Origin of the sequence: Streptococcus alactolyticus (assembly GCF_042649785.1) — a bacterium.
Taxonomy (GTDB): Bacteria; Bacillota; Bacilli; order Lactobacillales; family Streptococcaceae; genus Streptococcus; species Streptococcus alactolyticus.
On record NZ_JBHRZX010000006.1, the window covers coordinates 38737 to 64134 of the forward strand.

Annotated in this window: 27 protein-coding genes; 23 read left to right on the forward strand and 4 right to left on the reverse strand. The window is 41.1% G+C overall.

What is annotated here, in order from left to right:
• The first annotated feature begins 121 nt into the window (after window positions 1-121).
• The 4 genes from zapJ (at window position 122) to greA (ending at window position 4478) form a co-directional block, all read left to right on the forward strand.
• Complete coding sequence (zapJ, locus tag ACFORE_RS01380; protein ID WP_167829274.1) at window positions 122-715, forward strand: divisome accessory protein ZapJ; 594 nt, start codon at window positions 122-124, stop codon at window positions 713-715.
• 29 nt (window positions 716-744) lie between these two features.
• Window positions 745-2076: a UDP-N-acetylmuramate--L-alanine ligase gene (gene murC, locus ACFORE_RS01385; protein WP_154454758.1), complete on the forward strand. Its 1332-nt coding sequence runs from the start codon at window positions 745-747 to the stop codon at window positions 2074-2076.
• Window positions 2077-2236: 160 nt separating this feature from the next.
• On the forward strand, window positions 2237-3916 hold the full coding sequence (gene mltG, locus ACFORE_RS01390) for an endolytic transglycosylase MltG (RefSeq protein ID WP_154454757.1): 1680 nt from the start codon (window positions 2237-2239) through the stop codon (window positions 3914-3916).
• Between the two features lie 79 nt (window positions 3917-3995).
• A complete protein-coding gene (gene greA / locus ACFORE_RS01395; protein WP_154454756.1) occupies window positions 3996-4478 on the forward strand; it encodes a transcription elongation factor GreA in 483 nt (160 codons plus the stop codon).
• Window positions 4479-4559: 81 nt separating this feature from the next.
• On the opposite strand, the gene yidC is transcribed toward greA, so the two are convergent.
• Both yidC and ACFORE_RS01405 read right to left on the reverse strand, forming a co-directional pair.
• Window positions 4560-5489, reverse strand: coding sequence for a membrane protein insertase YidC (gene yidC, locus ACFORE_RS01400; RefSeq protein WP_154454755.1), 930 nt, complete (start codon window positions 5487-5489; stop codon window positions 4560-4562).
• A gap of 103 nt (window positions 5490-5592) precedes the next feature.
• On the reverse strand, window positions 5593-5871 hold the full coding sequence (locus tag ACFORE_RS01405; protein ID WP_154454754.1) for an acylphosphatase: 279 nt from the start codon (window positions 5869-5871) through the stop codon (window positions 5593-5595).
• Window positions 5872-5962: 91 nt separating this feature from the next.
• Here ACFORE_RS01405 and ACFORE_RS01410 point away from each other — a divergent pair, with 91 nt between their 5' ends.
• The 17 genes from ACFORE_RS01410 (at window position 5963) to yidD (ending at window position 19703) form a co-directional block, all read left to right on the forward strand.
• Entirely contained in the window at window positions 5963-6961 is a 999-nt protein-coding gene (locus ACFORE_RS01410; protein ID WP_293651145.1) for a LacI family DNA-binding transcriptional regulator, read from the forward strand.
• A 215-nt stretch (window positions 6962-7176) separates the two neighbouring features.
• Complete coding sequence (locus ACFORE_RS01415; RefSeq protein WP_235280773.1) at window positions 7177-8553, forward strand: glycoside hydrolase family 32 protein; 1377 nt, start codon at window positions 7177-7179, stop codon at window positions 8551-8553.
• A 17-nt stretch (window positions 8554-8570) separates the two neighbouring features.
• Entirely contained in the window at window positions 8571-9845 is a 1275-nt protein-coding gene (locus ACFORE_RS01420) for an oligosaccharide MFS transporter (RefSeq protein WP_293651144.1), read from the forward strand.
• 49 nt (window positions 9846-9894) lie between these two features.
• Entirely contained in the window at window positions 9895-10638 is a 744-nt protein-coding gene (locus tag ACFORE_RS01425) for a TrmH family RNA methyltransferase (RefSeq protein WP_154454521.1), read from the forward strand.
• Between the two features lie 107 nt (window positions 10639-10745).
• The gene (locus tag ACFORE_RS01430) at window positions 10746-11219 is read left to right on the forward strand and encodes an HD domain-containing protein (protein ID WP_235280771.1); all 474 of its coding nucleotides are present in this window, start codon (window positions 10746-10748) and stop codon (window positions 11217-11219) included.
• Window positions 11220-11261: 42 nt separating this feature from the next.
• Window positions 11262-11951 carry a Bax inhibitor-1/YccA family protein gene (locus ACFORE_RS01435; RefSeq protein WP_154454523.1) on the forward strand — a complete coding sequence of 230 codons (690 nt, stop codon included), beginning with the start codon at window positions 11262-11264 and terminating at the stop codon, window positions 11949-11951.
• Between the two features lie 115 nt (window positions 11952-12066).
• The gene (locus tag ACFORE_RS01440) at window positions 12067-13308 is read left to right on the forward strand and encodes a diaminopimelate decarboxylase (RefSeq protein WP_167510357.1); all 1242 of its coding nucleotides are present in this window, start codon (window positions 12067-12069) and stop codon (window positions 13306-13308) included.
• A 137-nt stretch (window positions 13309-13445) separates the two neighbouring features.
• Window positions 13446-13688: a YneF family protein gene (locus ACFORE_RS01445; protein WP_154454525.1), complete on the forward strand. Its 243-nt coding sequence runs from the start codon at window positions 13446-13448 to the stop codon at window positions 13686-13688.
• Between the two features lie 147 nt (window positions 13689-13835).
• Complete coding sequence (gene racE / locus ACFORE_RS01450; protein WP_235280770.1) at window positions 13836-14669, forward strand: glutamate racemase; 834 nt, start codon at window positions 13836-13838, stop codon at window positions 14667-14669.
• Window positions 14659-15681 carry a nucleoside-triphosphate diphosphatase gene (locus ACFORE_RS01455; protein WP_380434914.1) on the forward strand — a complete coding sequence of 341 codons (1023 nt, stop codon included), beginning with the start codon at window positions 14659-14661 and terminating at the stop codon, window positions 15679-15681. Before racE ends, ACFORE_RS01455 begins: the two co-directional genes overlap by 11 nt.
• A complete protein-coding gene (locus tag ACFORE_RS01460; RefSeq protein WP_154454528.1) occupies window positions 15660-16184 on the forward strand; it encodes a metallophosphoesterase in 525 nt (174 codons plus the stop codon). The genes ACFORE_RS01455 and ACFORE_RS01460 overlap by 22 nt, the downstream gene beginning before the upstream one ends.
• Window positions 16181-16654: a cyclic-di-AMP-binding protein CbpB gene (gene cbpB / locus ACFORE_RS01465; RefSeq protein ID WP_154454529.1), complete on the forward strand. Its 474-nt coding sequence runs from the start codon at window positions 16181-16183 to the stop codon at window positions 16652-16654. The genes ACFORE_RS01460 and cbpB overlap by 4 nt, the downstream gene beginning before the upstream one ends.
• Window positions 16644-17384, forward strand: coding sequence for a site-specific tyrosine recombinase XerD (gene xerD, locus ACFORE_RS01470; RefSeq protein WP_154454585.1), 741 nt, complete (start codon window positions 16644-16646; stop codon window positions 17382-17384). Before cbpB ends, xerD begins: the two co-directional genes overlap by 11 nt.
• Window positions 17384-18118 (forward strand): segregation/condensation protein A, encoded by a 735-nt coding sequence (locus ACFORE_RS01475; RefSeq protein WP_168260425.1) that lies wholly within the window; start codon window positions 17384-17386, stop codon window positions 18116-18118. The genes xerD and ACFORE_RS01475 overlap by 1 nt, the downstream gene beginning before the upstream one ends.
• Before the next feature lie 11 nt (window positions 18119-18129).
• Window positions 18130-18696, forward strand: coding sequence for an SMC-Scp complex subunit ScpB (gene scpB, locus ACFORE_RS01480; RefSeq protein WP_154454531.1), 567 nt, complete (start codon window positions 18130-18132; stop codon window positions 18694-18696).
• Between the two features lie 33 nt (window positions 18697-18729).
• A complete protein-coding gene (locus tag ACFORE_RS01485; protein WP_293956775.1) occupies window positions 18730-19455 on the forward strand; it encodes a pseudouridine synthase in 726 nt (241 codons plus the stop codon).
• Entirely contained in the window at window positions 19452-19703 is a 252-nt protein-coding gene (yidD, locus tag ACFORE_RS01490) for a membrane protein insertion efficiency factor YidD (protein WP_154454533.1), read from the forward strand. Before ACFORE_RS01485 ends, yidD begins: the two co-directional genes overlap by 4 nt.
• Before the next feature lie 70 nt (window positions 19704-19773).
• Here the strand turns inward: yidD and ACFORE_RS01495 are convergent, their stop codons facing one another.
• Together ACFORE_RS01495 and trkA are read right to left on the reverse strand one after the other, a co-directional pair.
• Window positions 19774-21213 carry a TrkH family potassium uptake protein gene (locus ACFORE_RS01495; protein WP_154454534.1) on the reverse strand — a complete coding sequence of 480 codons (1440 nt, stop codon included), beginning with the start codon at window positions 21211-21213 and terminating at the stop codon, window positions 19774-19776.
• Between the two features lie 2 nt (window positions 21214-21215).
• Window positions 21216-22565, reverse strand: a complete 1350-nt coding sequence (trkA, locus tag ACFORE_RS01500; RefSeq protein ID WP_154454535.1) for a Trk system potassium transporter TrkA — start codon at window positions 22563-22565, stop codon at window positions 21216-21218.
• A gap of 195 nt (window positions 22566-22760) precedes the next feature.
• On the opposite strand from trkA, the gene ACFORE_RS01505 reads away from it, so the two are divergent.
• Together ACFORE_RS01505 and ACFORE_RS01510 are read left to right on the forward strand one after the other, a co-directional pair.
• Window positions 22761-24608, forward strand: a complete 1848-nt coding sequence (locus tag ACFORE_RS01505; protein WP_294592088.1) for an APC family permease — start codon at window positions 22761-22763, stop codon at window positions 24606-24608.
• A gap of 218 nt (window positions 24609-24826) precedes the next feature.
• Window positions 24827-25372 carry a tRNA (cytidine(34)-2'-O)-methyltransferase gene (locus tag ACFORE_RS01510; protein WP_154454537.1) on the forward strand — a complete coding sequence of 182 codons (546 nt, stop codon included), beginning with the start codon at window positions 24827-24829 and terminating at the stop codon, window positions 25370-25372.
• Window positions 25373-25398 lie beyond the last annotated feature (26 nt).

A 25398-nucleotide genomic window follows, 5' to 3' on the forward strand; every position in this document is an offset into this window, starting at 1 on the left:
GATGGGTTTTTCCGTGATTCTAAGGGAAAACCTACTGATAAACTAAGAGTCCATGCCAATTCTGATGACGATTGTTCTCAAAAGGTGCATGTGATACAACCATTAGAAAGGAAGTGAAATTGTGAAGAAAACGACAAGACGTTTTCCGTTAGTGGCTGATGATGAACCTGTCAGCAGTCCATCTAAAGCGATGGCTTTGTACGAGAATTCAGATTTAATTACCAATATTCATGGCGCTTATCGTGAAAAAGACTACAATGATGTGACAAATAACTATCATTTTGTGACTGAAAACGACCATGACAGCGAGCGTGTCAAAACACTCAATGAAGGCAAATCTTATGCTGAACTGGCTCGCGATGAAGCCAGACAAGATGTGAAGAAAAAACGTCAAGCTTACGTATCAAACAATTTGGCTAAACCTTCAAAAATGGCAAATCAACAACCATTGCAAACGAAAAAACCAAACCCTCCTAAAAAAAGGGCTGGTAAATTCAGTCATTTGAGTGCTAACATGCGTCAAGATGACTACATTTTAGCTGAGATTCCCCTTAACCACCAACGCTCACAAAAGGAATCCACTCAAAAAGCCAAAAAGAATAGTTATGAATTCTTAAAACATAGTCAAATTTATAATAAGGATGCCAACCAAAAACAGAAAAAATATCAAAAAGCGCAAGAGATGAATTTGGCGCAATTGGATACAAACAAATAAGGCATCCGTTATGAAATAGAGGAGAAAACATGTCTAAAACCTATCATTTTATCGGAATTAAAGGGTCTGGTATGAGTGCGTTAGCATTGATGCTACATCAAATGGGACACACTGTTCAAGGAAGTGACGTTAGCAAATATTATTTTACCCAACGTGGATTAGAGCAAGCAGGCATTAAGATTTTGCCATTTTCTGAAGACAACATCACAGAAGATGTAGAATTGATTGCTGGTAATGCCTTTCGTGAAGACAACAATGTCGAGATTGCTTATGCCATGAAAAATGGTTTTGCCTTTAAACGCTACCATGAATTCTTGGGTGAATTTATGCGTCAATTTACCAGTTTTGGTGTGGCAGGTGCCCACGGAAAGACCTCAACCACAGGGTTATTATCACATGTTCTCAAAAATATCACAGATACCTCTTATTTGATTGGTGACGGTACAGGTCGTGGCTCAGCCAATAGCAATTATTTTGTCTTTGAAGCTGACGAATACCAACGCCACTTCATGCCATACCATCCAGAGTATTCCATCATCACGAATATTGACTTTGACCACCCAGACTATTTTGAAAGCATTGACGATGTGTTTGCAGCCTTCAACGATTATGCAAAACAAGTGCAAAAAGCTTTGTTCTTGTACGGTGATGACCTTTACTTGCGTCGTATCACGTCAGATGCTGCTATTTACTACTATGGCTTCAATGACACGGATGATTTCATCGCCTACGATATTGTTCGCACAACAAGTGGCTCATCTTTCAAAGTCAAACATGAAGGCAAAGAGATTGGTAGCTTCCATCTACCAGCTTTTGGACGTCACAATATCTTAAATGCGACAGCTGTTGTGGCTAACCTTTATGTGGCTGGCTTTGACATGGATTTGGTGGCAGAGCACATGCAATCATTTGTTGGGGTAAAACGTCGTTTCAGTGAAAAAATCATTAACGATGTGACTATTATTGATGACTTTGCACATCACCCAACTGAAATCATTGCTACACTTGATGCTGCTCGACAAAAATACCCAATCAAAGAAATTGTGGCGATTTTCCAACCACATACCTTCACTCGTACCATTGCCCTTTTGGATGAATTTGCTGACGCATTGAACCAAGCAGATGCGGTTTATTTGGCTAATATCTACGGTTCTGCGCGTGAAGTTGACCACGGCGATATCAAAGTTGAAGACCTTGCGATGAAAATCAAGAAACCGGCTAAAGTAGTGAGCGTTGAGAATATGTCACCGTTGTTGGACCATGAAGATGCGGTTTATGTCTTTATGGGAGCTGGGGATATCCAACTCTACGAACGCTCATTTGAAGAGTTGCTTTCAAGCTTGACGAATAACAGACAGTAACGAAAAGAGAGAGCACTTGTTCTCTCTTTTTTCTGAAATAAAGTGGCTATTTTCAGGAAAAATGCTAATGTTAAAAATAGATAACAAGCGCTATCTTCTGTTGATTTTAAGCGCTTTTTAGGTTATAATGGCGATTGATTAAGTTTAGGAGGAGTAAGCTTTGACCGAACGTCACGACGATAAGCCAAAAACTCACAAGAAAAAAAGTTTTAAGGAGCAGATTTTAGCGGATTTGCAGGAAGCTAGGCAGTTGCGTCAGCAGCAACATTTAGCCGAGCAAGTCAAAGAAGCTGCAGCCAAATCAGAAGTTCAGGACAATCAGGATTCGGCACTTGCCAATAAGACCGATCAGTCACAACTTTTTGACGAAGATACGCATGAAGTCAAATGCCAGCTTGAAGAAAAGGCTCAGTCGGCTTTAGCTGAAAATCGCATTCAGACGGAAGTAGAACGTTCGAGCATTGACGAGGCTCTAGAAACGATTCAACAAGCCTTTACTCCTGAAACGCTGGAAAAACAGGAACAAGAAAGCTATTTTGTACGGGCGACAGATGGGGTTGGCTCTACGGGAATGCCAGATATCCCGATTGAGATGCTCTATGAGGAGGACTCATCCGAAGATAGCCAAGAAACAGACAACTCTTTTGAGCCTGAGCCAGAATCGCCAGCAGAAACAGAAGAACATTTGGAGAACACAGTGGGTAGAAAACGTCAACGAACAGATAATCTTGCCAAACGCATTGCTTTGGTACTCATCACAGTGATTATTATTGCACTCGGAGCTACCGGTTTTTTTGTTTACCATTATGTAGATAGTGCCATTAAACCTTTGGATAAAACCTCAATCAAATACATCACGGTTGATATTCCAGAAGGCTCTGGGAACAAATACATCGGACAAATCCTTGAAAAAGCAGGGGTTATCAAGAGTGCTACGGTGTTTAATTACTACACCAAGTTTAAAAATTATAGCAATTTCCAAAGCGGTTACTACAATTTGCAACCGAGCATGGATTTGGATGAGATTTGCAGCTTGTTGAAACAAGGCGGAACGGCAGAGCCTGAAAAACCAGCCCTTGGTAAGATCTTGATTCCAGAAGGTTATACCATTAAGCAAATCTCAGAAGCGATCACCAAAAACAAGGCGGACAAGGATGCCTTGACACCATTTAGCTCAGACGACTTTTTAAACGTTGTTCAAGATGAGAACTTCATCGCCAAAATGGTTGAAAAATACCCGCGCTTGTTAGGTGACTTACCAAGTGCCGACCAAGCCACTTATCGTTTGGAGGGCTACCTTTTTCCAGCAACGTATAGCTACTATAAAGAAACCAGCATGGAAGATTTGGTGGAACAAATGATTGCGACCATGGATTCTTATATGTCTAGCTACTACGATACCATTGCTGCAAAAGGCATGACAGTCAATGAAGTCTTAACCCTTGCTTCACTGGTGGAAAAAGAAGGCTCAACCGACGAGGACCGCCGCAACATTGCCAGCGTCTTTTACAACCGTCTAAATGCTGGCATGCCTTTACAAAGTAATATCGCTATCTTGTACGCCATGGGCAAACTCGGCGAGGAAACAACTCTGGAGGCAGACGCAAGTATTGACACAGGAATTGATTCGCCGTATAATATTTATACCCATACAGGCTTGATGCCTGGACCTGTGGATAACCCAGGATTATCAGCAATTGAAGCTGTGATAAATCCAGCAACAACCAATTACTATTACTTTGTTGCGGATGTCAAGACAGGTAATGTCTACTATTCGGAAAACTACGATGACCATGAAAAGAATGTTCACAAATACGTTAATAGTCAGTTATCTGAGTAATAAATACGTACAAGCATGATGTGTTTCGCATCATGTTTGTATTTGTTGTTTATATAAAATTATAGAAAAGAGATAGAAAATGGCAGAAAAAACTTATCCCATGACCCTAGCTGAAAAAGAGCAGCTAGAACAAGAATTAGAAAATCTTAAATTGGTTCGACGCCCAGAAGTCGTTGAACGTATTAAAATTGCTCGTTCTTACGGTGACTTGTCTGAAAACTCTGAGTACGATGCAGCCAAAGATGAACAAGCTTTCGTTGAAGGGCAAATTCAAATTTTGGAAACTAAAATTCGTTATGCTGAAATTATTGATAGCGAAGCTGTTGCCAAAGACGAAGTTGCTATTGGTAAAACCGTTGTTGTTCAAGAAGTGAACACAACTGACCAAGATGTTTACCACATTGTTGGAGCTGCTGGTGCGGATATCTTCTCAGGTCGTATCTCTAACGAAAGCCCAATCGCTCAAGCTTTGATTGGTAAAAAGACAGGTGACATCGTTACAATTGAATCACCTGCTGGAAGCTATGACGTTGAAATTTTGAGCGTGGAAAAAACAGCTTAATGACAAGAAGGTTTACAAGCCTTCTTTTTATTGCAACAAAAAGGCCGCCATTCCTATCAGAATGACGGTCTTTTGAATGTTTTAGCGACGTTTTCGTTGTTTTCCAGCGTTACGTTTTGCCTTACGAGCTTGATTATTAGTGTTATTTAATTGTGCTTTGTTAGCGTTTGGTGTAACGTCTTTACGGCTGGTTGATTTGTAAGTTTTTGGAGGATTGTTTTTAAATTCCTCTTCAATGCGATGACGAAGTCTTGGTTTAATAACAAACATGGTAATTAATTGTTGGAAGATCGAGAAGATACCACCGACTAACCAGTAAAGCAAGACGCTGGCTGACATTCCCATACCCATGAAGACCATCATCAATGGCATCACGTACATGGTACCACGCATAGCTGCACGTTGTTCTTCAGCTACACCTTGCATTGACAACCATGATTGGAAGAGGTACAAGATAGCGATGACTGCTGTCAACGGAATACTACGTGTTCCAAGGTCAATTCCCATGAAGGTACTTTCAGAAACCCCTTGAGTGTATTGGGCTGCGAAGTACAAGGCTGAGAAGAATGGCATTTGGATAAGCAGTGGCAAGCATCCCATGCCTCCAAGCATGTTAATACCGTTTTCTCTTTGAGCTGCCATCAATTCCATTTGGGCAGCAGCTTTTTCTTCTTGAGTTGTCGCATTTCGCATACGCTCATTGATTGGCTCAAAGACAGGTTTTAAGAAAGCCATCTTTTCAGATTGGTAACTTGCCTTCCAAGATTGGTAAAGCCCTAAAGGTAGGATAATGAGGCGGACAATAACGGTGACTAAGATAATGGCTAAGCCAAAACCAAGCCCCATGTTATTAGCGAAATACTGGATGAGTTTTGCCATCGGCTCCCCAAGAATGTTCCAAACGGTTCCTGTTGGGTTACCACTAGAATCGACACTGACACAGCCAGATAAAGTTAACAATAACGATAAACTAAGTCCCGATAAGAGGACACGATTTAATTTTTTGTTCAATTGATTATTCCTTTAAAAATATAATACCCTACTATTTTACTTTTTTTTAGGCAAATTCTCAATACATCTATGGTCCTAATTTTTGATAGATTGGTGACAAAGATTAGTTGGCGATGCGAAAATCCTTAAAATCTTCAGAGTTATCCATTTTGACATCAACATAGGTCACTTTGGCCCATTGTGACGGCCCTTTGCGTACTTCCTGAATAAATTTTGCCATTTTAGCAGCATCTTGGGATTGAGCTAGGATTTCCACAGTGCCGTCATCATTATTCCAAACCCGCCCATAAATATCCCCAATTTGAAGGGCTATTGCATAAGTTGAGTAGCGAAAACCAACGCCTTGCACACGACCAGACACAATCAAACGCACTTTTTTCATCTCAAATTCCTCCCCTAATAATATTATAGTCTTCTTATGCGTTTATTATATCATAAAGCTGATTAGGCTGGCTTATGATATAATAGAAAGCATGAAAGATACGTCACATACTCGTCCAAAATTAGAAGATGTTGCTCGCCTAGCAGGTGTTTCTAAAACAACTGTTTCTAGGGTTTTAAATAATCGAGGTTACTTAAGCGAGAAAACCATTCAGAAGGTAAACGATGCCATGGCAGCTTTAGGCTATCAACCCAATATCATTGCTCGTCAATTGTTCCAACAAAAGACTTATCTAGTTGGTTTAATCTTTCCTACAGTCAATAATCCTTTTTTTGCACAATTAGAAGCTGAAATGGAGCGTTTATTGTATAAAAGAGGTTATAAGGTGTTGATGGGAAATTCACAAAACGATCCAGATAAGGAAGAAGACTACCTCAAACAACTCCTAACCCATCAAGTAGATGGTCTGATTGTAGGTGCTCATAATCAAGGCTTAAAGGAATATAGCCACCATAATCTTCCGATTGTTTCAATTGACCGCATTATGAACGATGACATTCCAGTCGTGTCGTCTGATAACTTTCAAGGTGGTAAACTAGCCACGGAGAGGTTACTAAAAAGAGGTTGTCGTTATGTGGTGCATACAAATGGTCCACTAAATCTGAATACGCCTGCCCAACAAAGACGGCTTGCTTATGAAAGTGTGATGGAAGCCCACGGTCTTAAACCGATTACTTATCACATTGATTTTAATATTAGTCAGGAAGAAAAAAGAGAAGTTCTACGTTGTATTTTTGAAGAACATCCACTGGTTGATGGCATATTTGCCTCTAACGATACCGATGCGGCTATTTTATTGTCTTTAGCAAGAGAGTATAATCGTGAAGTTCCTCGTGATTTAAAAATTATTGGATATGACGGTGCCGATATGACACAATTATTGTTGCCACATCTCTCAACAATCCAACAACCGATTAATCAAATGGCAAAAACAGCTGTAAACCTCTTAGAAAATCGCATGAATGGTAAAGTAAGTCAATCTAATACTCATATTTTACCTGTTAAACTCCTAGATAATGGCACTTGTTAACGGTAATAAGTCCTACAAGGCTTTCTAATATATAAAAGTATATAAAAGCAATTTATCATCAGGATAGGTTGTTTTTTCAGTTAATCACATAAAATTAAAAAATATTATATCAACCGGTTGATATATAAAAATGAAAGCGCTATAATGAATGTATTCCTTAAAGGAAAACGATTTCACAATATGTTAACCGGTTATCATATCAAGAGGAGAAAAAAATGGAAACAATGACTGTGAACAACGATCGCTATCGTCTTGGCTATCATGTTATGGCTAAAGCTGGCTGGATTAATGACCCAAATGGATTTTCGTATTTCAAAGGTTACTACCATATCTTCTATCAATATTACCCTTATGGATCAGATTGGGGTCCAATGCACTGGGGACATGCTAGAAGTAAAGATTTAGTGCATTGGGAAACGCTACCAATTGCTCTGGAACCCACTATTGAAGATGGTTGTTTTTCAGGAAGTGCTGTTGAGTATGATGGAAAACTGTGGTTGATTTATACTGGACATCATTATACAGATCCTAATGATCAAGAGCAATTCTACGAAGATCAAAATCTAGCTTACAGTACAGATGGCATTCATTTTACCAAATATGAAGGTAATCCAGTTTTAACGACACCAAGTGGTAATACAAAACATTTTAGAGATCCAAAAGTGTGGCAAGATGGTGATACTTTTTATATGGTTTTAGGAAGTCAAGGTGAAGATGGTTTAGGAAGAGCCTTGCTTTATCAATCACACAATCTGATTGACTGGAAGGAATTACCTATCCTTGATAAAGCAAGTAACTTGGAAGATGAAGGTTACATGTGGGAGTGTCCAGATTTCTTCCGTCTAAATGGTGAAGATATCTTGTTGATGTCGCCACAAGGTTTAGAGCCAAAAGGCGACAAATATCGCAACCTTAACCAAACAGGCTATCTTATGGGACAATTGAAAGAAGACTTTACCTTATCACGTAGTTCATTCATAGAAATTGATAATGGTCATGATTTCTATGCGACACAAACATTATTGACGCCAGATGGACGTCGCGTGATGATTGCATGGATGAATGCTTGGGATTCACCAATGTATGAAAAGGCAGATGGCTGGGCAGGAGCTCTCACTCTTCCGCGTGAATTGGTTATCCGTCATGGAAAAATCTATCAATTGCCAATCAAAGAGTTGAAATCGTTACGTGAAGCTTGTGAATTTAGTGGAACGTTGGAAGCTCATAGCAAATATGAATTGGCTCGTACCAGTGAATTCGAGATGGCTATAAAAGGAGTAACATCAGGAAAACTCCTAACCCTAAGTGACGGTGACAATCAGTTAGATTTAACAGTTGATTTGTCTGGACAACGCTTGATTCTAAATCGTAGCACAACCGATGGCGAACGTGTTGCTCATCTTGACTTGACCGATGAAATGACGTTACAAGTCTATATTGATAAGAGTTCAGTGGAAATTTTTGTGAATGAAGGTAGCGTTACCTTTACAGAAAGAATTTACTGGAATCATGCAATTGAACTTTCTTTAGACCAAGCATGTGATAATCAAACCCACATCTATCGATTGGAAGAAGAAGCTAATACCTACTAATTTGGAGGCTAGGGGTCATGAAGTCTTTGAAAAAACAATTTGACAATCCCTTTTATGCAAGTAATTCCTTGTCAATCTTGCTCTTCTTCACAGGTTGGGGAATTTGGTGGTCATTCTTCCAGATATGGTTGACCAGCAAGCAAGGCTTTTCAGGTTCACAAGTTGGAACCATTTATTCTTTTAACTCTGCTATTACCTTGATTTTGATGTTTGTCTATGGTTCTATTCAAGACAAATTGGGAATCAAAAAGACACTTTTGATGTTTTGTGTAGGATGTGAGATTTTCTTAGGACCTTTCTTCACATGGATTTACGTTCCTATGCTAAAAAGTCAGTTTTATGTGGGAGTTTTACTAGGATCTTTATACTTATCCGTTGCATTTTTAGCGACTTCGCCGACATTTGAAGCTTTGGCAGAACGTATGGGAAGACGTTTTAACTTTGAATACGGTCAAGCGCGTGCTTGGGGTTCATTTGGTTATGCTGTGGCGGCTTTGGTGGCAGGTTTCCTATTTACCATAAATGCTTATTTGATTTTCTGGGTAGGATCTGCTTTTGCAGTTGTGTTGCTCTTGGTCCTTATTTTCTTTAGACCAGAAGATGATGAAGAAAAACTCCAGCAATTTGAGAATTTGGCTGAAAATCAAAAAGAAGATAAATCCCCTTCTATGGCTGAAATCTTAAACGTGTTTAAGATGATTGATTTGTGGAAAATTATCATTTTTATCATGATGAGTTGGGCTTTCTATACCGTATTTGACCAACAGATGTTCCCTGACTTCTTTACTAAATTCTTTAGTACACCTGCCATTGGTCAACAGGCATATGGGGTTCTCAATTCAATGGAAGTCTTTTTAGAATCCATTATGATGGGATTGGTTCCTATCATGATGCGCAAAACAGGTGTTCGTAAAAGCCTTCTTATTGGACTGGTTATCATGGTTTTACGTATCGGTAGTTGTGGTTTAGTGACCAATCCTTTAGGCGTTTCTATTATTAAACTTCTACACGCACCAGAAACGGCCATCTTTATTCTAGCGATGTTCCGTTACTTCACACTTCACTTTGATACACGTATTTCAACAACGCTTTACATGGTTGGTTTCCAAATTGCGGCTCAGGTAGGACAAATTATTTTCTCTACGCCATTTGGAGCCTTGCATGATAAGATTGGTTATCAAAAAACCTTCTTGGTGGTATCTGGTATTGTGACGTTGTCTGCTATTTATGCCTTCTTTATTCTCAAAAAAGACGATAAAGATGTTAATGGACAACCATTAGAAATGAGCTAAAATAGTGCTGAAATCTCCTTTTTGGGAGATTTTTTGTTATAATAGCAACATGCTAACGATAACTTCTAAATCCAATAATCTCATTAAAAAAACGAAAAAATTATTGCAAAAGAAATACCGGCAGTCGTCTTATTTGATTGAGGGCTGGCATTTGTTTGAAGAGGCGGAAAAAGCAGGGGCGACTTTTGTGAATGTCTTTGTTTTGGAAGCTTTTGTTGAGCGCATCAGCCATTTGCCAAAGGTAACAGTGGTGACTCCTGAAGTATTGAGGGAGTTAACTGATTCTAAGGCACCACAGGGCATTATTGCTGAAGTTGCGATGCCGCAGTTGCCCCTTGAAGCGCTAAAAGCAGGACGCTACTTGGTCTTGGAGGATGTTCAGGACCCTGGAAATGTCGGGACCATGATTCGGACAGCAGATGCGGCTGGCTTAGATGGTGTGATTATTTCGGAAAAATCAGCCGATATTTACAATCAAAAAACGCTGCGTTCTATGCAGGGCAGCCATTTTCACCTACCTGTTTGGCGAATGGATATGGCGGTTGCTTGCGAGCAGTTCCACACATTAAACCTACCTGTGCTGGCTAGCACCTTGTCATCAGATTCGATTGACTACAAGGACTTTGCGGCTCCGCAGCAGTTTGCTTTGGTCATGGGCAATGAAGGCAATGGCATTTCGGAAAATATGGCGCAACAAGCAACCCATTTGGTTCACATTAGCATGCCTGGTCAAGCAGAGAGTTTGAATGTGGCTGTGGCAGCTGGTATTTTGCTTTTTCACTTGATAGCTTAGGTCTTAAGCCTTCTCTTATTTCACTTTAATTTAAGATATTATGCTATAATTAAGTTGAGAGAAAGGGGGCGGGTTACACGGAAGCCTATAAAAAAGATAAAGAATTTATGAACCTTGTTGGTCATATCATCCAACATCCTCGTTTTCAAAAATTAGATAAGATTACCCAACACCACTATTCAACTCGGATGGAGCATTCCATCGACGTGGCTTATACGAGTTATCGTATTGCTAAAAAATTGGGTTGGGATGAAAAAGCTACCGCACGTGGCGGACTCTTGCATGACTTTTTCTATTACGATTGGAGAGTTACAAAATTTAATAAAGGGCACGCTTGGGTTCACCCTCGAATCGCTGTTCGTAACGCACGGAAATTGGTGGACTTAACAAAACGTGAAGAGGATATTATTTTAAAACACATGTGGGGGGCTACTATTGCGCCACCACGCTACAAAGAAGGTTATATTGTTACGATGGTTGACAAATATTGTGCGGTTAAAGAAGCGATGACGCCTTTGCGAAAACGATTTACCAAACGCAGACGTTACAGCCGCAAGATTTTACCAAGCAATCATCGTTAATATAGAATAGACATCATCTCTTTATTCCAGAAAGGAAAGTATATGGATAATAATGTTATTTATGCTCAAAATGACGGGGCATTAAGTCGCTTTTTTGCTAAGATTTATGGCTTAGTCGGCATGGGAATTGGGCTATCAGCCTTTGTCTCATACCTCATGCTTTATGTCTTTTCAGACAATATGGTAAATATTATCACTTATCATCCAATGGTTTATTACGTTGCTATCTTTTTAGAACTTGCCCTAGTATTTATGTCAAGTAACGCTGCGCGTCGCAACACACCTGCGGCCTTGCCACTATTTCTATTTTATTCGGCCTTAAACGGCTTTACCTTGAGCTTTGTTTTAGCAGCTTACACGCAGGCGACTGTTTTCCAAGCCTTTATCTCATCAGCTTTAGTCTTTTTTGCTATGTCAATGGTTGGTTTCTTTACGAAACGTGATTTATCAGGCATGACCAAGGCTTTGATGGCGGCTTTGATTGGGATTATCATCGCTAGCTTTGTGAATCTCTTCATTGGTTCTGGCGGTATGAGTTACATCATCAGCATTGTATCTGTGTTGATTTTCTCAGGTTTAATTGCTTATGACAATCAAATGATTAAGCGTGTGTTTGCAAGCACTGGTGGTCAAGTCAATGACGGTTGGGCTATCTCAATGGCCTTGAGCCTTTACCTCGACTTCATTAACTTGTTCTTAAACTTGCTTCGTATTTTCGGAAACGACGATTAATACCTTAACTGACAAGCTGGCACCATTGGTGCTGGCTTTTTTTAGCTATCTTTTGGTGATTTTGTGGCTTTATGATATAATAATCATAATATTTTGACAATTTAGAGGAGTCCTGATGAAAACACCGTTTATTTCAGCTAAAGAACTTGAAACTATTACCGATACTTACCCAACTCCCTTTCATTTGTATGATGAAAAGGGCATTCGTGAAAAAGCGCGTGCTGTCAATAAGGCATTTGCTTGGAATAAGGGATTTAAAGAGTATTTTGCCGTTAAAGCTACCCCAACACCTGCGATTTTGAAGATTTTGCAAGAGGAAAATTGTGGCGTGGATTGTGCAACGGAAGTGGAATTGTTGATGAGCCATAAACTGGGATTTACGGATATCATGTTTTCATCAAACGACACCCCAGCTCGTGAATTTCAATACGCTAAAAAAATCGGTGCGACAATCAATTTAGACGCGTATGAGCACATTGCTTTCTTGAAAGAAGTGGCAGGTTTGCCTGACACGATTTCCCTTCGCTACAATCCTGGTGGCGTCTTTGCCCTTGGGACAGACATCATGGACAATCCCAACGAATCTAAATTTGGGATGACCAAGGAGCAATTGCTCAAAGGGATTCAGGAACTCAAAGCCCAAGGTGTGAAGCATTTTGGTGTGCATTCCTTCTTGGCGTCAAATACCGTCACAAACGATTACTACCCAGAATTAGCTCGCCAACTGTTTGAATTGGCTGTTGAAATCCAGGAAAAAACAGGTGTTGCCATTGATTTTGTCAATTTGTCAGGAGGAATTGGGGTCAATTATCTACCAAGTCAAGAAGCCAATGACATTGCGGTTATCGGGGAAGGTGTGCATCGTGCTTTTGATGATGTCTTGGTTCCAGCGGGACTTGGTGAGGTCAAGATTTTCACAGAATTAGGGCGTTTCATGTTGGCACCGCATGGGTTGTTGGTCACAAAAGTATTGCATCGTAAACAAACCTACCGTACCTATATCGGCGTTGATGCCTCTGCGGTGAATTTAATGCGTCCTGCTATGTATGATGCTTACCATCACATTACCAACATGAGCAATCCAAATGGCAAACTGGAAACCGTTGATGTGGTGGGGTCTTTGTGTGAAAACAACGATAAATTTGCGAAACAAAGGGAATTGCCTGAGGCGCGTGTCGGGGATATCTTGGTTATTCATGACACAGGGGCACATGGCTTTTCAATGGGTTACCAATACAACGGTCGCTTGCGTTCGGCTGAAATTCTTTACCAAGAGGACGGCACTGCTCGTTTGATTCGTCGTGCGGAAATCCCAGAGGATTACTTTGCGACCATTGAAGGATTTGATTTTGACTAGAGCGATAGCCATTTTGAGCCAAAGCTTTTAAGGGAAAAAGAAAGGGGATAAAAGCGCTTAGGCGTTTGTAAACTCTTTCTATTTTTCCCTATTTTTGCTATAATGAGTGGTGTAAAAAATTTAGGAGAAAGATAATCATGACAACATTTCTTTGGATTCTGTTAATTTTGGTTGCCCTTCTTGGTGGGCTTGTTGGTGGTGTTTTCATTGCTCGTCGACAATTTGAAAGAGAAGTGGCTGAACACCCACGTTTAACGCCAGACGCTATTCGTGAAATGATGAGCCAAATGGGTCAAAAACCGAGCGAAGCTAAAATTCAACAGACTTATCGAAATATTATTAAACAATCAAAAGCAGCAGCTGCTAAAAATAGACGATAAGCTAGCGTTTCATCCCTTATGAGAAGTGGCAAGAGACCATAACTCTTAAGGGCTGATTGACTTTTCGAGCACAGAGCTCAGAAATGAATGACTCAGTTGCCTCGCCAACTGGGTTTTTTATAAGTCCATGATTAGAAAGAAGATGTTATGGATAATAGACCAATTGGTTTTTTAGATTCTGGTGTTGGTGGCTTGACCGTGGTGCGTGAGTTGATGCGTCAACTTCCGTATGAAGAAATTGTCTATATTGGGGACTCTGCTAGAGCGCCTTATGGGCCACGACCAGCCGAGCAAATCCGAGAATACACGTGGGAATTGGTGCAGTTTTTATTGACACAAAACGTCAAGATGATTGTTTTTGCTTGCAATACTGCAACAGCAGTCGCTTGGGAAGAAGTGAAGGAAAAATTGGATATTCCTGTCTTGGGTGTGATTTTGCCAGGGTCTAGCGCAGCCATTAAATCAACGCGCAGCGGCAAAATCGGGATCATTGGCACGCCGATGACAATCAAATCGGATATTTACCGCCAAAAAATTATGTCCCTAGCCCCACAAATGACCGTTTTGAGTCTATCTTGCCCTAAATTTGCTCCCTTGGTGGAATCAAACGAAATGGCGTCAAGTGTCGCCAAAAAAGTGGTTTATGAAACGCTGGCATCGCTTGTTGGCAAAGTGGATACCTTGGTGCTTGGTTGCACACATTACCCTTTGTTGCGTCCTATCATTCAAAATGTCATGGGGCCAGAGGTTAAGTTAATTGATAGCGGAGCAGAGTGTGTGCGGGATGTTTCCGTGCTGCTTAATTATTTTCAAATCAATCACAGCCGTATCCCAAATCAATCCATACCCGTTTTTTATACCACAGCCAGCACGCAAAGTTTTAGAGAAATCGCCATGAATTGGCTAAATACAGATATTGACGTCAGACACGTTGATTTGCAAGCACAAGATGAAGGAGTTGGATTAGAAAATGACGGATAAGATTTATGAATACAAAGATGCGGACAATTGGTTTATCGGTGAATGGGGTGGCGCCAATGTGCTTCGTGGTTTTGAAGGCATTTGTGCCAACCACCTAGCTCGATTGAACTCAGAATTGTCAAAACTGACTAAGCATAAGCCTTGTCATAAAGATCATGGTAAGTGCTATTCTGACCAAGCCAAAAATGGCTATAACGTCACGGTTATCAAAAAAGCGTCTGATTTTCAGTTGATTCGTTTTGTGGTTGACATGATTAACCAAGAAAGCGATCGTCAGTTTGAAGTGGCACAACGAGCTGGTGCCGTCGTGGTGACTGAGGCTGATCATTTGCTCTTGGTGCACTTGCCTAAAGGGGGCGTGGACGCCAAAGCTTTCTTTGGGAATGCTTCTGAAACTACTTTTGGTGATACCATTTTGATTGCCACACGCAACGAAGGCAAGACCAAAGAATTCCGCAAAATGTTTGAAAAACTAGGTATCAAGGTGGAAAATCTTAATGATTACCCTGATTTGCCTGAGGTCGCAGAAACTGGCACAACTTTTGAAGAAAATGCTCGTTTGAAAGCAGAAACCATTTCCAATTTAACGGGTAAGATGGTCTTGGCGGATGATTCTGGTTTGAAAGTGGATGCCCTAGGTGGCCTTCCAGGTGTTTGGTCAGCACGTTTTTCAGGACCAGACGCAACAGATGAATCCAATAATGCCAAACTCTTGCACGAACTAGCGATGGTTTTTGACCACAAAGACCGTTCTGCCCAATTCCACACAACCTTGGTGGTTGCAGCACCAGGCAAGGAAAGCCTAGTGGTTGAAGCGGATTGGCCGGGTTACATCGCTATGGAACCTAAGGGAGACAATGGTTTTGGTTATGACCCTTTGTTTATGGTCGGTGAAACAGGGCGTCATGCAGCTGAATTGACAGCTGAAGAAAAAAATAGCATCTCACACAGAGGATTGGCTGTTAAGAAATTAATGGAGGCATTCTCAGTATGGCAAGCAAAACAATCATAGTAATGAGTGACTCTCATGGGGACCGTGAGATTGTCGAGGACATCAAAAAAACGTATCAAGGCAAAGTAGATGCCATTTTCCACAATGGGGATTCTGAATTACCAAGTTCGGACCCTGTTTGGGAAGGAGGCATCCATGTGGTTCGTGGCAATTGTGATTATGACAATGGTTATCCTGAACGTTTGGTTACCCAACTTGGGGACATTACCATTGCTCAGACGCATGGTCATTTGTATAATATCAATTTCACGTGGGATAGATTGGATTTATTTGCCCAAGAAGCAGATGCGGATATTTGCCTTTATGGGCATTTGCACCGCCCTGCCGCTTGGCGAAATGGTAAAACCATTTTTATCAACCCAGGAAGCGTGTCACAACCACGTGGCGATGTACAAGAAAAATTGTACGCCAAAGTTGAGATTACACAGGATATTATCAAGGTGACTTACTACACACGTCACCATGACCTTTACCCTGCACTTTCTAAGGAATTTGACAGATGATAGCAAAAGAATTTGAAGATTTTCTGATCAGCCATTTGGACCACTACCTCATTCCAGCAGATGAGTTAGCCATTTTTATTGATACGCATAATTCAGACCATGTTATGCTGCTGTTGGTCAATAATGGTTACTCTCGCGTGCCTGTTATTACCAAGGACAAGAAGTACGTGGGAACCATTAGCATCGCAGATATCATGTCTTATCAGGTCAAGCACCAGCTGACAGAATGGGAACTCAACCAGATGGATATTGGTCAAATGGTCAATACCAAAATCAAAACCATTCGCAAAGAGGCTGATTTGACTGGAATTATGCACTTGTTGGTGGATTATCCTTTCTTGCCAGTTTTAGATGATGACCAACAATTTTTGGGCATTATCACACGCCGCTCAATTTTAAAAGCGGTCAACAGCTTGTTGCACGATTTTACCAACCATTACACCATTACGCCAAAAGATGATGAAGAATGATATCACACGCTTTATAGCAAGTAAGCAACTGTCTGAGAGTTCTAAGAAGGCTTACTATTATGACTTGCAGCAGTTTGTTGAGGTGGTGTCTGGCAAAATCACACCTGAAAAATTGTCCTTGTATGAGCATTCCTTAGCAGACTTGAAAGTGTCGGCTAAAAAACGCAAACTATCAGCAGTTAATCAATTTCTGTATTTTCTGTATGAACAAGGCAAACTGGAGCGGTTTTATAAGCTGAACAATCAAGAAAAAATGGTAACTCAGCCAGCGGACTGTTCACTGTTAGATTACGGTTGTTTTTATCAGGAAACGAGCCAAAAAGCAGGGCAATTGATTGCCTTGTTGATAGTTGAATTGGGCTTGTTGCCTCAAGAAATTCAGCACTTAACCCCAGCCGATGTGGACAGTCAATTTGCGGTCTTGCGTCTGAAACGCTCTGGGATGGTGAGGATTTTGCAAGTGCCAGAACGGCTTTTGCCCTATTTAGTGGCACAATTGTCAGAAGGTCAGTATCTTTTTGACCATAAAGGAAAGCCTTATTCACGGCAATGGTTTTTCACTCAGCTCAAGGCTTTTTTAAGCACATACGGTTTTGAGACCTTATCCGCACAAGATTTACGGCAGCAGTACATTCTTCACCAAAAAGAGGCTGGCAAGTCTATTCTAGAAATCAGTAAGCAATTGGGGTTAAAAAGCCCGATAACATTAGAGAAATATTACACATCATAATGGATATTAAATTAAAAGATTTTGAAGGTCCTTTGGATCTGCTCTTGCATTTGGTGTCAAAATATCAGGTGGATGTTTATGACGTTCCGATTGTAGAGGTGATTGAACAATATTTGGCTTATATTTCGACCTTGCAAGCTATGAAGCTAGAAGTGGCGGGGGAGTACATGGTTATGGCGAGTCAGCTCATGCTCATCAAAAGTCGTAAGCTATTACCAAAAGTTGTGGAGCAAACGCCAGTAGAGGATGACCCCGAGCAAGAGCTTTTGTCGCAGATTGAGGAGTACCGTCGCTTTAAAGCCATCAGCGAGGAAATGTCTGCCCAGCACGACGAACGCTCTAAATTTTATTCCAAACCTAAGGAAGAGCTTATTTTTGAAGATGCAGTGCTAAATCATGACAAGACGGTTATGGATTTGTTTTTGTCCTTTTCGCAAGTCATGTCTGAAAAGCAAAAACGAATGGCAAGCACTCACACGGTCATTGAACGTGATGATTACCGTATCGAAGACATGATGATGACTCTTTCTGAGCGTTTGAATCAAACGCCGAGCCTATGTTTGGAGAGTATTTTTCAGGAATGTCAGACACGTTTGGAGATGGTGACGGTGTTTCTAGCGACTTTGGAATTGGTTAAGGTGCATGAAATCACGGTGGAACAAGACGAAACGTTTGGTAGTATTGTGGTGAAAAAGGCTGATAAACAGGTGCCATCTGATGCGTCAGCCATTTAAGAGGAGGCTATATGAATGATTTGGCACAATTAGAAGCGCTTCTTTTTGTGGCAGGAGAAGAAGGGCTGAGCTTGAGGTATTTGGCAGGAATGCTCCAGCTGACTCCTAGTCAGCTAAAAGAGCTCTTGCAGATCTTGGCTCAAAAATACGAGTCAGACGACACAACAGCCTTGTGCTTGATTGAAACGGCTGGACGTTATAAAATGGCTACCAAGGAGACATTTTCAGACTTGCTACGTGAATTTGCCAAGGCGCCTGTCAATCAGAGCTTGTCGCGTGCGAGTTTGGAAGTTCTGTCTATTATTGCCTATAAGCAGCCCATTACGCGTATTGAGATTGACGACATTCGTGGGGTCAATTCTAGCAGTGCGGTGAGTAAACTCTTGTCTTTGGGCTTGATTCAAGAAGCGGGGAAAAAAGAGGTTATCGGACGTCCCAATCTCTATGCCACAACAGATTATTTCTTGGATTTTATGGGGATTAATGACTTGACAGAATTGGTGGACGCCTCTCACATTGAGTTGGTGGATGAGGAAGTGTCGCTTTTTGGAGAAACAAAGCAGACAGATGACGCTTAGGCAGTCATTATTTTTGAGGATAGGAGTAATAGCATGAGAATTAATAAATACATTGCCCATGCAGGTGTTGCCAGTCGACGCAAAGCCGAAGAATTGATTAAGCAAGGCTTGGTGACATTAAATGGTCAGGTAGTGACAGAACTAGCGACCACCGTTAAAAATGGGGATAGAGTCGAAGTGGAAGGCACACCGATTTACAATGAAGAAAAGGTTTATTATGTGCTCAATAAACCGCGCGGGGTCATTTCAAGCGTGTCAGATGAGAAGGGACGCAAGACAGTTGTGGATTTGTTGCCTGATGTCAAAGAACGCATTTACCCTGTTGGGCGTTTGGACTGGGATACTACAGGTTTGTTGATTTTAACCAATGATGGGGATTTTACAGATGAGATGATCCACCCAAGAAATGAAATTGACAAGGTTTATTTGGCGCGTGTGAAAGGCATTGCGACCAAGGAAAACCTACGTCCTTTGACGCGTGGTGTGCTCATTGACGGTAAGAAAACCAAACCAGCTCGCTACAACATTATCAAAGTAGATCCTGACAAAAACCGTTCTGTTGTGGAATTAACCATTCATGAAGGACGCAATCATCAAGTCAAAAAGATGTTTGAATCTGTTGGGCTTTTGGTGGATAAATTGTCCCGCACACGCTTTGGAAATCTAGATGTGAGGGGCTTGCGTCCTGGGGAATCTCGCCGTTTGAATAAAAAAGAAATCAGCCAGCTACATAATTTAGCGGTGACTAAGACCAAATGATTAAAAAAAGCTTGATTGCTTTGGTGCGGGGCTATCAGAAATTCATTTCCCCACTGACCCCACCGTCTTGCCGCTATGAGCCGACCTGTTCTAGTTATATGATTGTGGCGATTGAAAAGCATGGCATTAAGGGTGTTTTGATGGGGATTGCACGTATTTTACGGTGCAACCCATTTGTCGAGGGTGGCAAAGACCCTGTCCCAGATTATTTCACCCTACACCGTCATAAAGATTTTCGTCATAACTAAGAAGCGACTTCAGGCCTGAGGTCGTTTTTTTTCTCCAAAAAAGCTCCCTTTTTGAAAGGGAGCGGTATGATTAGTATTTAGACCATGTTTTGGGGATGAAAAGCAGTAAGATTGGGAAAATCTCAAGACGTCCCGCAATCATGGCAAAGGACATGAGCAGTTTTGAAAAAGGACTGAAAATGTTGAAGGTTTGGTCGGTGCCAAGCAGTGGGCCGATGTTATTGAACGTTGAAGCCGCGGCACTGGCAACCACCATAAAGTCGCTATTATCAAGTGATAGGAAGAGTGTCAAGACAAGTAAACAGGTCACGTATAGCGACAGGTATTTTAAAACGCTGTGCTGGGTTTCCTTGTCCAGCGGCTGTTGATTAACATGAATGGTCATGACACGGTTAGGATAAAGACTTGAGAGCACTTGATTTTTGGAAATTTTCGTCAAAATCAAGGCGCGCATTACCTTAAAACCACCTGCAGTTGACCCAGCCGACCCACCGATAAACATCAGTATCAGAAGAATGACTTGCGAAAAGAGCGGCCAAACGGTTAAATCGGTGATACCAAAACCAGTGGTCGTGATAACATTGGATACTTCAAAGAAAGCAATCTCTAACCCTTTACCAGCACTGGCATAAAGTCCACTGACATTGAGCCAAATCAAAGCTGTTGCCACGATGATAATACTAATGTAGGTACGCAATTCTTCGTCCTTGAAAAAGGCTTTGAATTTACGCAAGAGCAAGAAGTAGTAAAGGTTGAAATTGATTCCGAAAAGCAGCACCGCGATAGAAACAATATTGGTAATGAGAGAGCTATGGTAGTGGGCGATGGAGTCGTTGTAAACGGCAAATCCCCCAGTCCCCGCACATCCCATGGCGGTAATCAGACTGTCAAACAGCGGCATTCCCACACCAACTAAAATAACGCAAATTACGGCAAACATACTGAGGTAGATGACGTAGAGAATTTGAGCGGTTTCCCTTAGTTTTGATACCACTTTACCAAAAACAGGTCCTGGAACTTCTGCTCGCATGACTTCAAGATGACTGTTCTTACTGTTTTCCATAATGGCAAGGGCAAAAACCAGAACCCCCATTCCTCCGATAAGGTGAGCAAAACTGCGCCAAAACAGCATCGAATGCGATAAGACGCTAACGTCGGGTAAAATGGTTGCCCCTGTCGTGGTAAAACCTGAACTCATTTCAAAGAAAGCATCGATAATGCTAGGAATTTGGCCAGATAGCACAAAAGGCAGAGCTCCAAAGAAGGACCACAAAATCCAACAAAGAGCGACAATCAACAGCCCTTCCTTGGTATAGATATGGTAATTTTGGGGTTTAAAAGCAATTCCAAGTAAACCGATAAGCAGTAAAATCGCAATCGTCATGATAATGCTACTGACCACGCGAGAAGGTTCATGGTAAATAAAAGCGACAACCAAAGGAACCAAAAGCAAACCAGATTCAATCAGGAGCAATTTGGATAGGAGGTAGCGAACCATACTTTTATTCATAACTACCTCGCTAACAAATCATAGATACGTGTCACATTTTTGAGAAATGTGACCACAACAATTTTGTCGCCAACTTGCAAGATGTCTTCACCAGTTGGGTAAATGGTTTTCCCCTTGCGGATAATGGCAGCAATCAAAATATCGTCTTTAAATTTAAGCGAAGAGAGACTCTTGCCAGCCATTTTATTGGATTCGCGGATTTCAAACTGCAAGGATTCGATGCGCCCATTAGCAATGTGGTGCATGGCATCAAGGTTTGAGTCTTGGGCGTTGACGCGTCCACGAATGAAGTGCATCATGGTGTCTACGGCGATATTTTTAGGTGTGACGATGCTTGAAAAACGGCTGGTATCGATGATTTCAAGCAAGCTAGTGCGATTGACCTTGGTAATCGTTTTTGGCACGCCTAAGGTTTCAAGGAACATTGACGTGATGATGTTTTCCTCATCGACTCCAGTCAAGGTAGCCACGGCATCAAAATTTTCCACACTTTCTTCTAGAAGAACGCTTTTTTCCGTACCGTCCCCTTGCACAACATGAACATGAGGAAATTCACGACTGAAAAAGGCAGCACCTTCAGGGTTATTTTCAATAATTTTTAAGCTTATGCGTGTATTTTTTAAGATGTTCAATACATAATAAGCAATGCGTCCAGCTCCGATAATCATCATGTTTTTGATGATTTTAGTTTTCACAGAATTATGGAATTGAATCATCTCGTTACGATTACCAGTGACAAAAATACGATCACCAAGACGTAGCGTGGTATCCCCGTCAGGGATAATAAGCTTGCCCTGACGCTCAATGGCACAGACCACCAAGTTTCCAAATTTCTTGCGGAATTGACTGATCGACAATTGGAACAACTTGCTGCCATCGGCAATGATAAATTCCATTAACATGACGCGCCCATTGGCAAAGTGCTCAACAGACAAGGCATTTGGAAAATCAACCGAATTGGCAATGTAGCGAGCCGTCAGCAATTCTGGATTGAGTACGAGGGAAAAGCCAAGAAAATCATTATCCTTGAAATAGGTGTTGGAATATTCTGGGTTTCGCACACGAACAACCGTTTCTTTTGCCCCCATTTTTTTAGCCAAGACAGCAGAAATCATATTGACCTCGTCTTTTGCCGTCAAGGCGATAAAAATATCACAGTTTCGAATATTGGCCTGTTCAAGAATTTTAAAGTTGGCACCATTGCCAACAATTCCCATAATATCATGGCGTTTGGTAACTTTTTTTAAAACAGACTCTTTTTCCTCAATTAAAATAACATCATGTTTTTCTTCTACTAAAGAACGGCAAAGGGCAGTTCCGACCTTACCTCCACCGACAACAATTATTTTCATCCTGAACCTCCGAAAAGTATCACTTCTATGATACTCCTTTTTTGTAAAAATTTCTAGACAAAACTGAAAGTCCCGATAAGCATTAGCACTCTACTGTTAGAATTGTTACAAATAGATAACACTTACCCAAAATACTTGCGAAATGAGAACAAGAGAACTATAATAAATCGTTATTTAGATTAAGGGAGAATTTCAATGTTTGAAAAGTTAAGGAATCTTTTTATCGGTTATCCATTGAAATCAGCTGGTGATTCCGATGAAGAGCATTTGTTGTCCAAGTCGCAGGCTTTAGCTATGCTCTCAAGTGATGCTTTGTCATCTATTGCTTATGGACCAGAACAAGTGATTTTGGTGTTGACAACCATTTCAGCGGCAGCTATTTGGTGGTCTTTGCCAATCGGGCTATTGGTTCTTGTCTTGTTAGCCAGTCTGACGATTTCTTACCAACAAGTAATTCATGCCTACCCCAAAGGTGGTGGGGCTTATATTGTTTCCACTGAAAATTTATCGCCCAGCATGGGCTTATTAGCTGGTGGAAGCCTTTTGATTGACTATATGTTGACCGTAGCGGTGTCTGTTTCTTCAGGAGCAGATGCCATCACCTCTGCCTTTCCAGCTTTCAAAAATTTCAATTTGGAAATTGCGATTGCCTTGGTATTGCTCTTGATGTTAATGAATTTGCGGGGCTTGCGCGAATCGGCTAGGTCCTTGATGGTACCTGTGTACCTCTTTATCATTAGCACCATGTTTTTGATTGTGTACGGTGCCTTCCAGATTGTAACGGGTCAATTGCCTTACCACGCAACAGCACACGTCGGTGTGGTGGTTCCTGGGGTATCCATTATCTTGTTATTAAGGGCATTTACAAGTGGTTCCGCCTCTTTGACAGGGGTTGAGGCTATCTCAAACGCAGTGCCATTTTTCAAAAAACCAAAAGAAAATAACGCTGCTGGTACCTTGGCTATCATGTCTTTGATTTTGGGAATCATGTTTGCAGGCATTACCTTCTTGAACTACTGGTTGGGGATTTTGCCTAATGCTCATGTGACCGTTTTAGCTCAAATTGCCAAGGAAATTTTTGGCGATTCTCTTGTGGGAAATGCTCTATTTTACGTTTTCCAATTATCTACAGCCTTGATTTTGGCCGTGGCAGCCAATACTGGTTTTTCAGCCTTTCCAATGTTGTCATTTAACATGGCTCGAAACAAGTACATGCCGCATCTCTTTATGGAAAAAGGGGCACGTTTAGGTTATTCAAACGGTATCATCACTCTAGCCGTCGGTGCGATTGCCTTGTTATTCATTTTCAATGGTTCAACCGAACGTCTCATTCCACTTTACACCATTGGGGTCTTTATTCCATTTGCCTTGTCACAAACGGGCATGGTTGTTCACTGGAAACGCAAAATTGGTAAGGGCTTTTTGAGGCACTCTTTAGCTAATGTTTTAGGGGCTATCATTTGCTACGTCATCATTTTAATTCTGCTTATCTTTAGATTAAATGAGATTTGGCCATTCTTCCCAATCATTATTGCCTTGATGATTTTGTTTTATTCTATTAAAAATCACTACAACAACGTGGCCATGCAATTGCGTTTGACAGAGGATGTGACCAACGTTCATTACGATGGCAATACCGTCTTGATTTTAGTGGGAAATCTAACCCAAGCCAGCATTCGTGCCATCAATTATGCCAAAAGCATTGGGCAAACCGTCGTTGCTATGCACGTGTCCACCCTTGAAACCAAGCAAAAAGACTTGGAAATTGAAAAAGAATTTAAAACCTATTTCCCAGAAGTGACCTTTGTCAATATCGAATCCAATTACCGTGATATTGTTAAACCGACCATGTTGTTTGTCAACAAGATGAACCGTGAAGCCCAAAAACAAAACCACACCATGACGGTCATCATTCCAAAATTTATTCCAAAACACAGCTGGCAAAACGTTCTTCACAACCAAATGAGCCTACGCTTACGTGCCCGCTTGCGTTGGTATGAGGATATTATCATTGCCACTTATTCTTATCATTTGAAAAAATAGAGCCTTATCTTTGAAAAAGACTGGTAAAAAAGGCTATAAAATCTTATCAAATCCGTTGACTTTACAGGGCAAAGTGTTATAATAGTTAGCGAAGATTCGTTAGTTTAAATCAAACCTGTTATGATTTAAGTTAATGAACCACCACCAACCACATTGTTTGCTGAGCGCGACTCCGAGCAGTGTGGTTTTCTTTTTATGTCAAAATGAAGGGGAAATCTATGAATATCGAAGAATTGGATTATCACGAAGAAGGTAGCAAAGCGATTAACCATGTCGTGCTTTTTCAACCTCAAATCCCGCAAAATACAGGAAATATCGCAAGAACCTGTGCCGCGACCAACGCTCCCTTGCACATCATTCGTCCTATGGGATTTCCCATTGACGACCGCAAAATGAAGCGTGCAGGACTTGACTATTGGGACAAGCTGGACGTGACCTTTTACGATAGTTTGGAAGAATTTTTGGATAAATGCGATGGAGAATTGCATTTAATTAGCAAATTTGCTGACAAGGTGTATTCGGACGTTGATTACAATGACGGCAAGCACCATTATTTCCTTTTTGGACGTGAAGATAAAGGCTTGCCAGAATCCTTTATGCGTGCCCATGCGGATGAAGCCTTGCGTATTCCCATGAATGATGAGCACGTTCGCAGCCTTAACTTGTCTAATACCGTCTGCATGATTGTCTATGAAGCCCTTCGCCAACAATCCTTCCCAAGCCTTGAATTGAGCCACACATATGCACATGACAAATTAAAATAACCCTGTAAGATAGCTAGTTCTAGCTA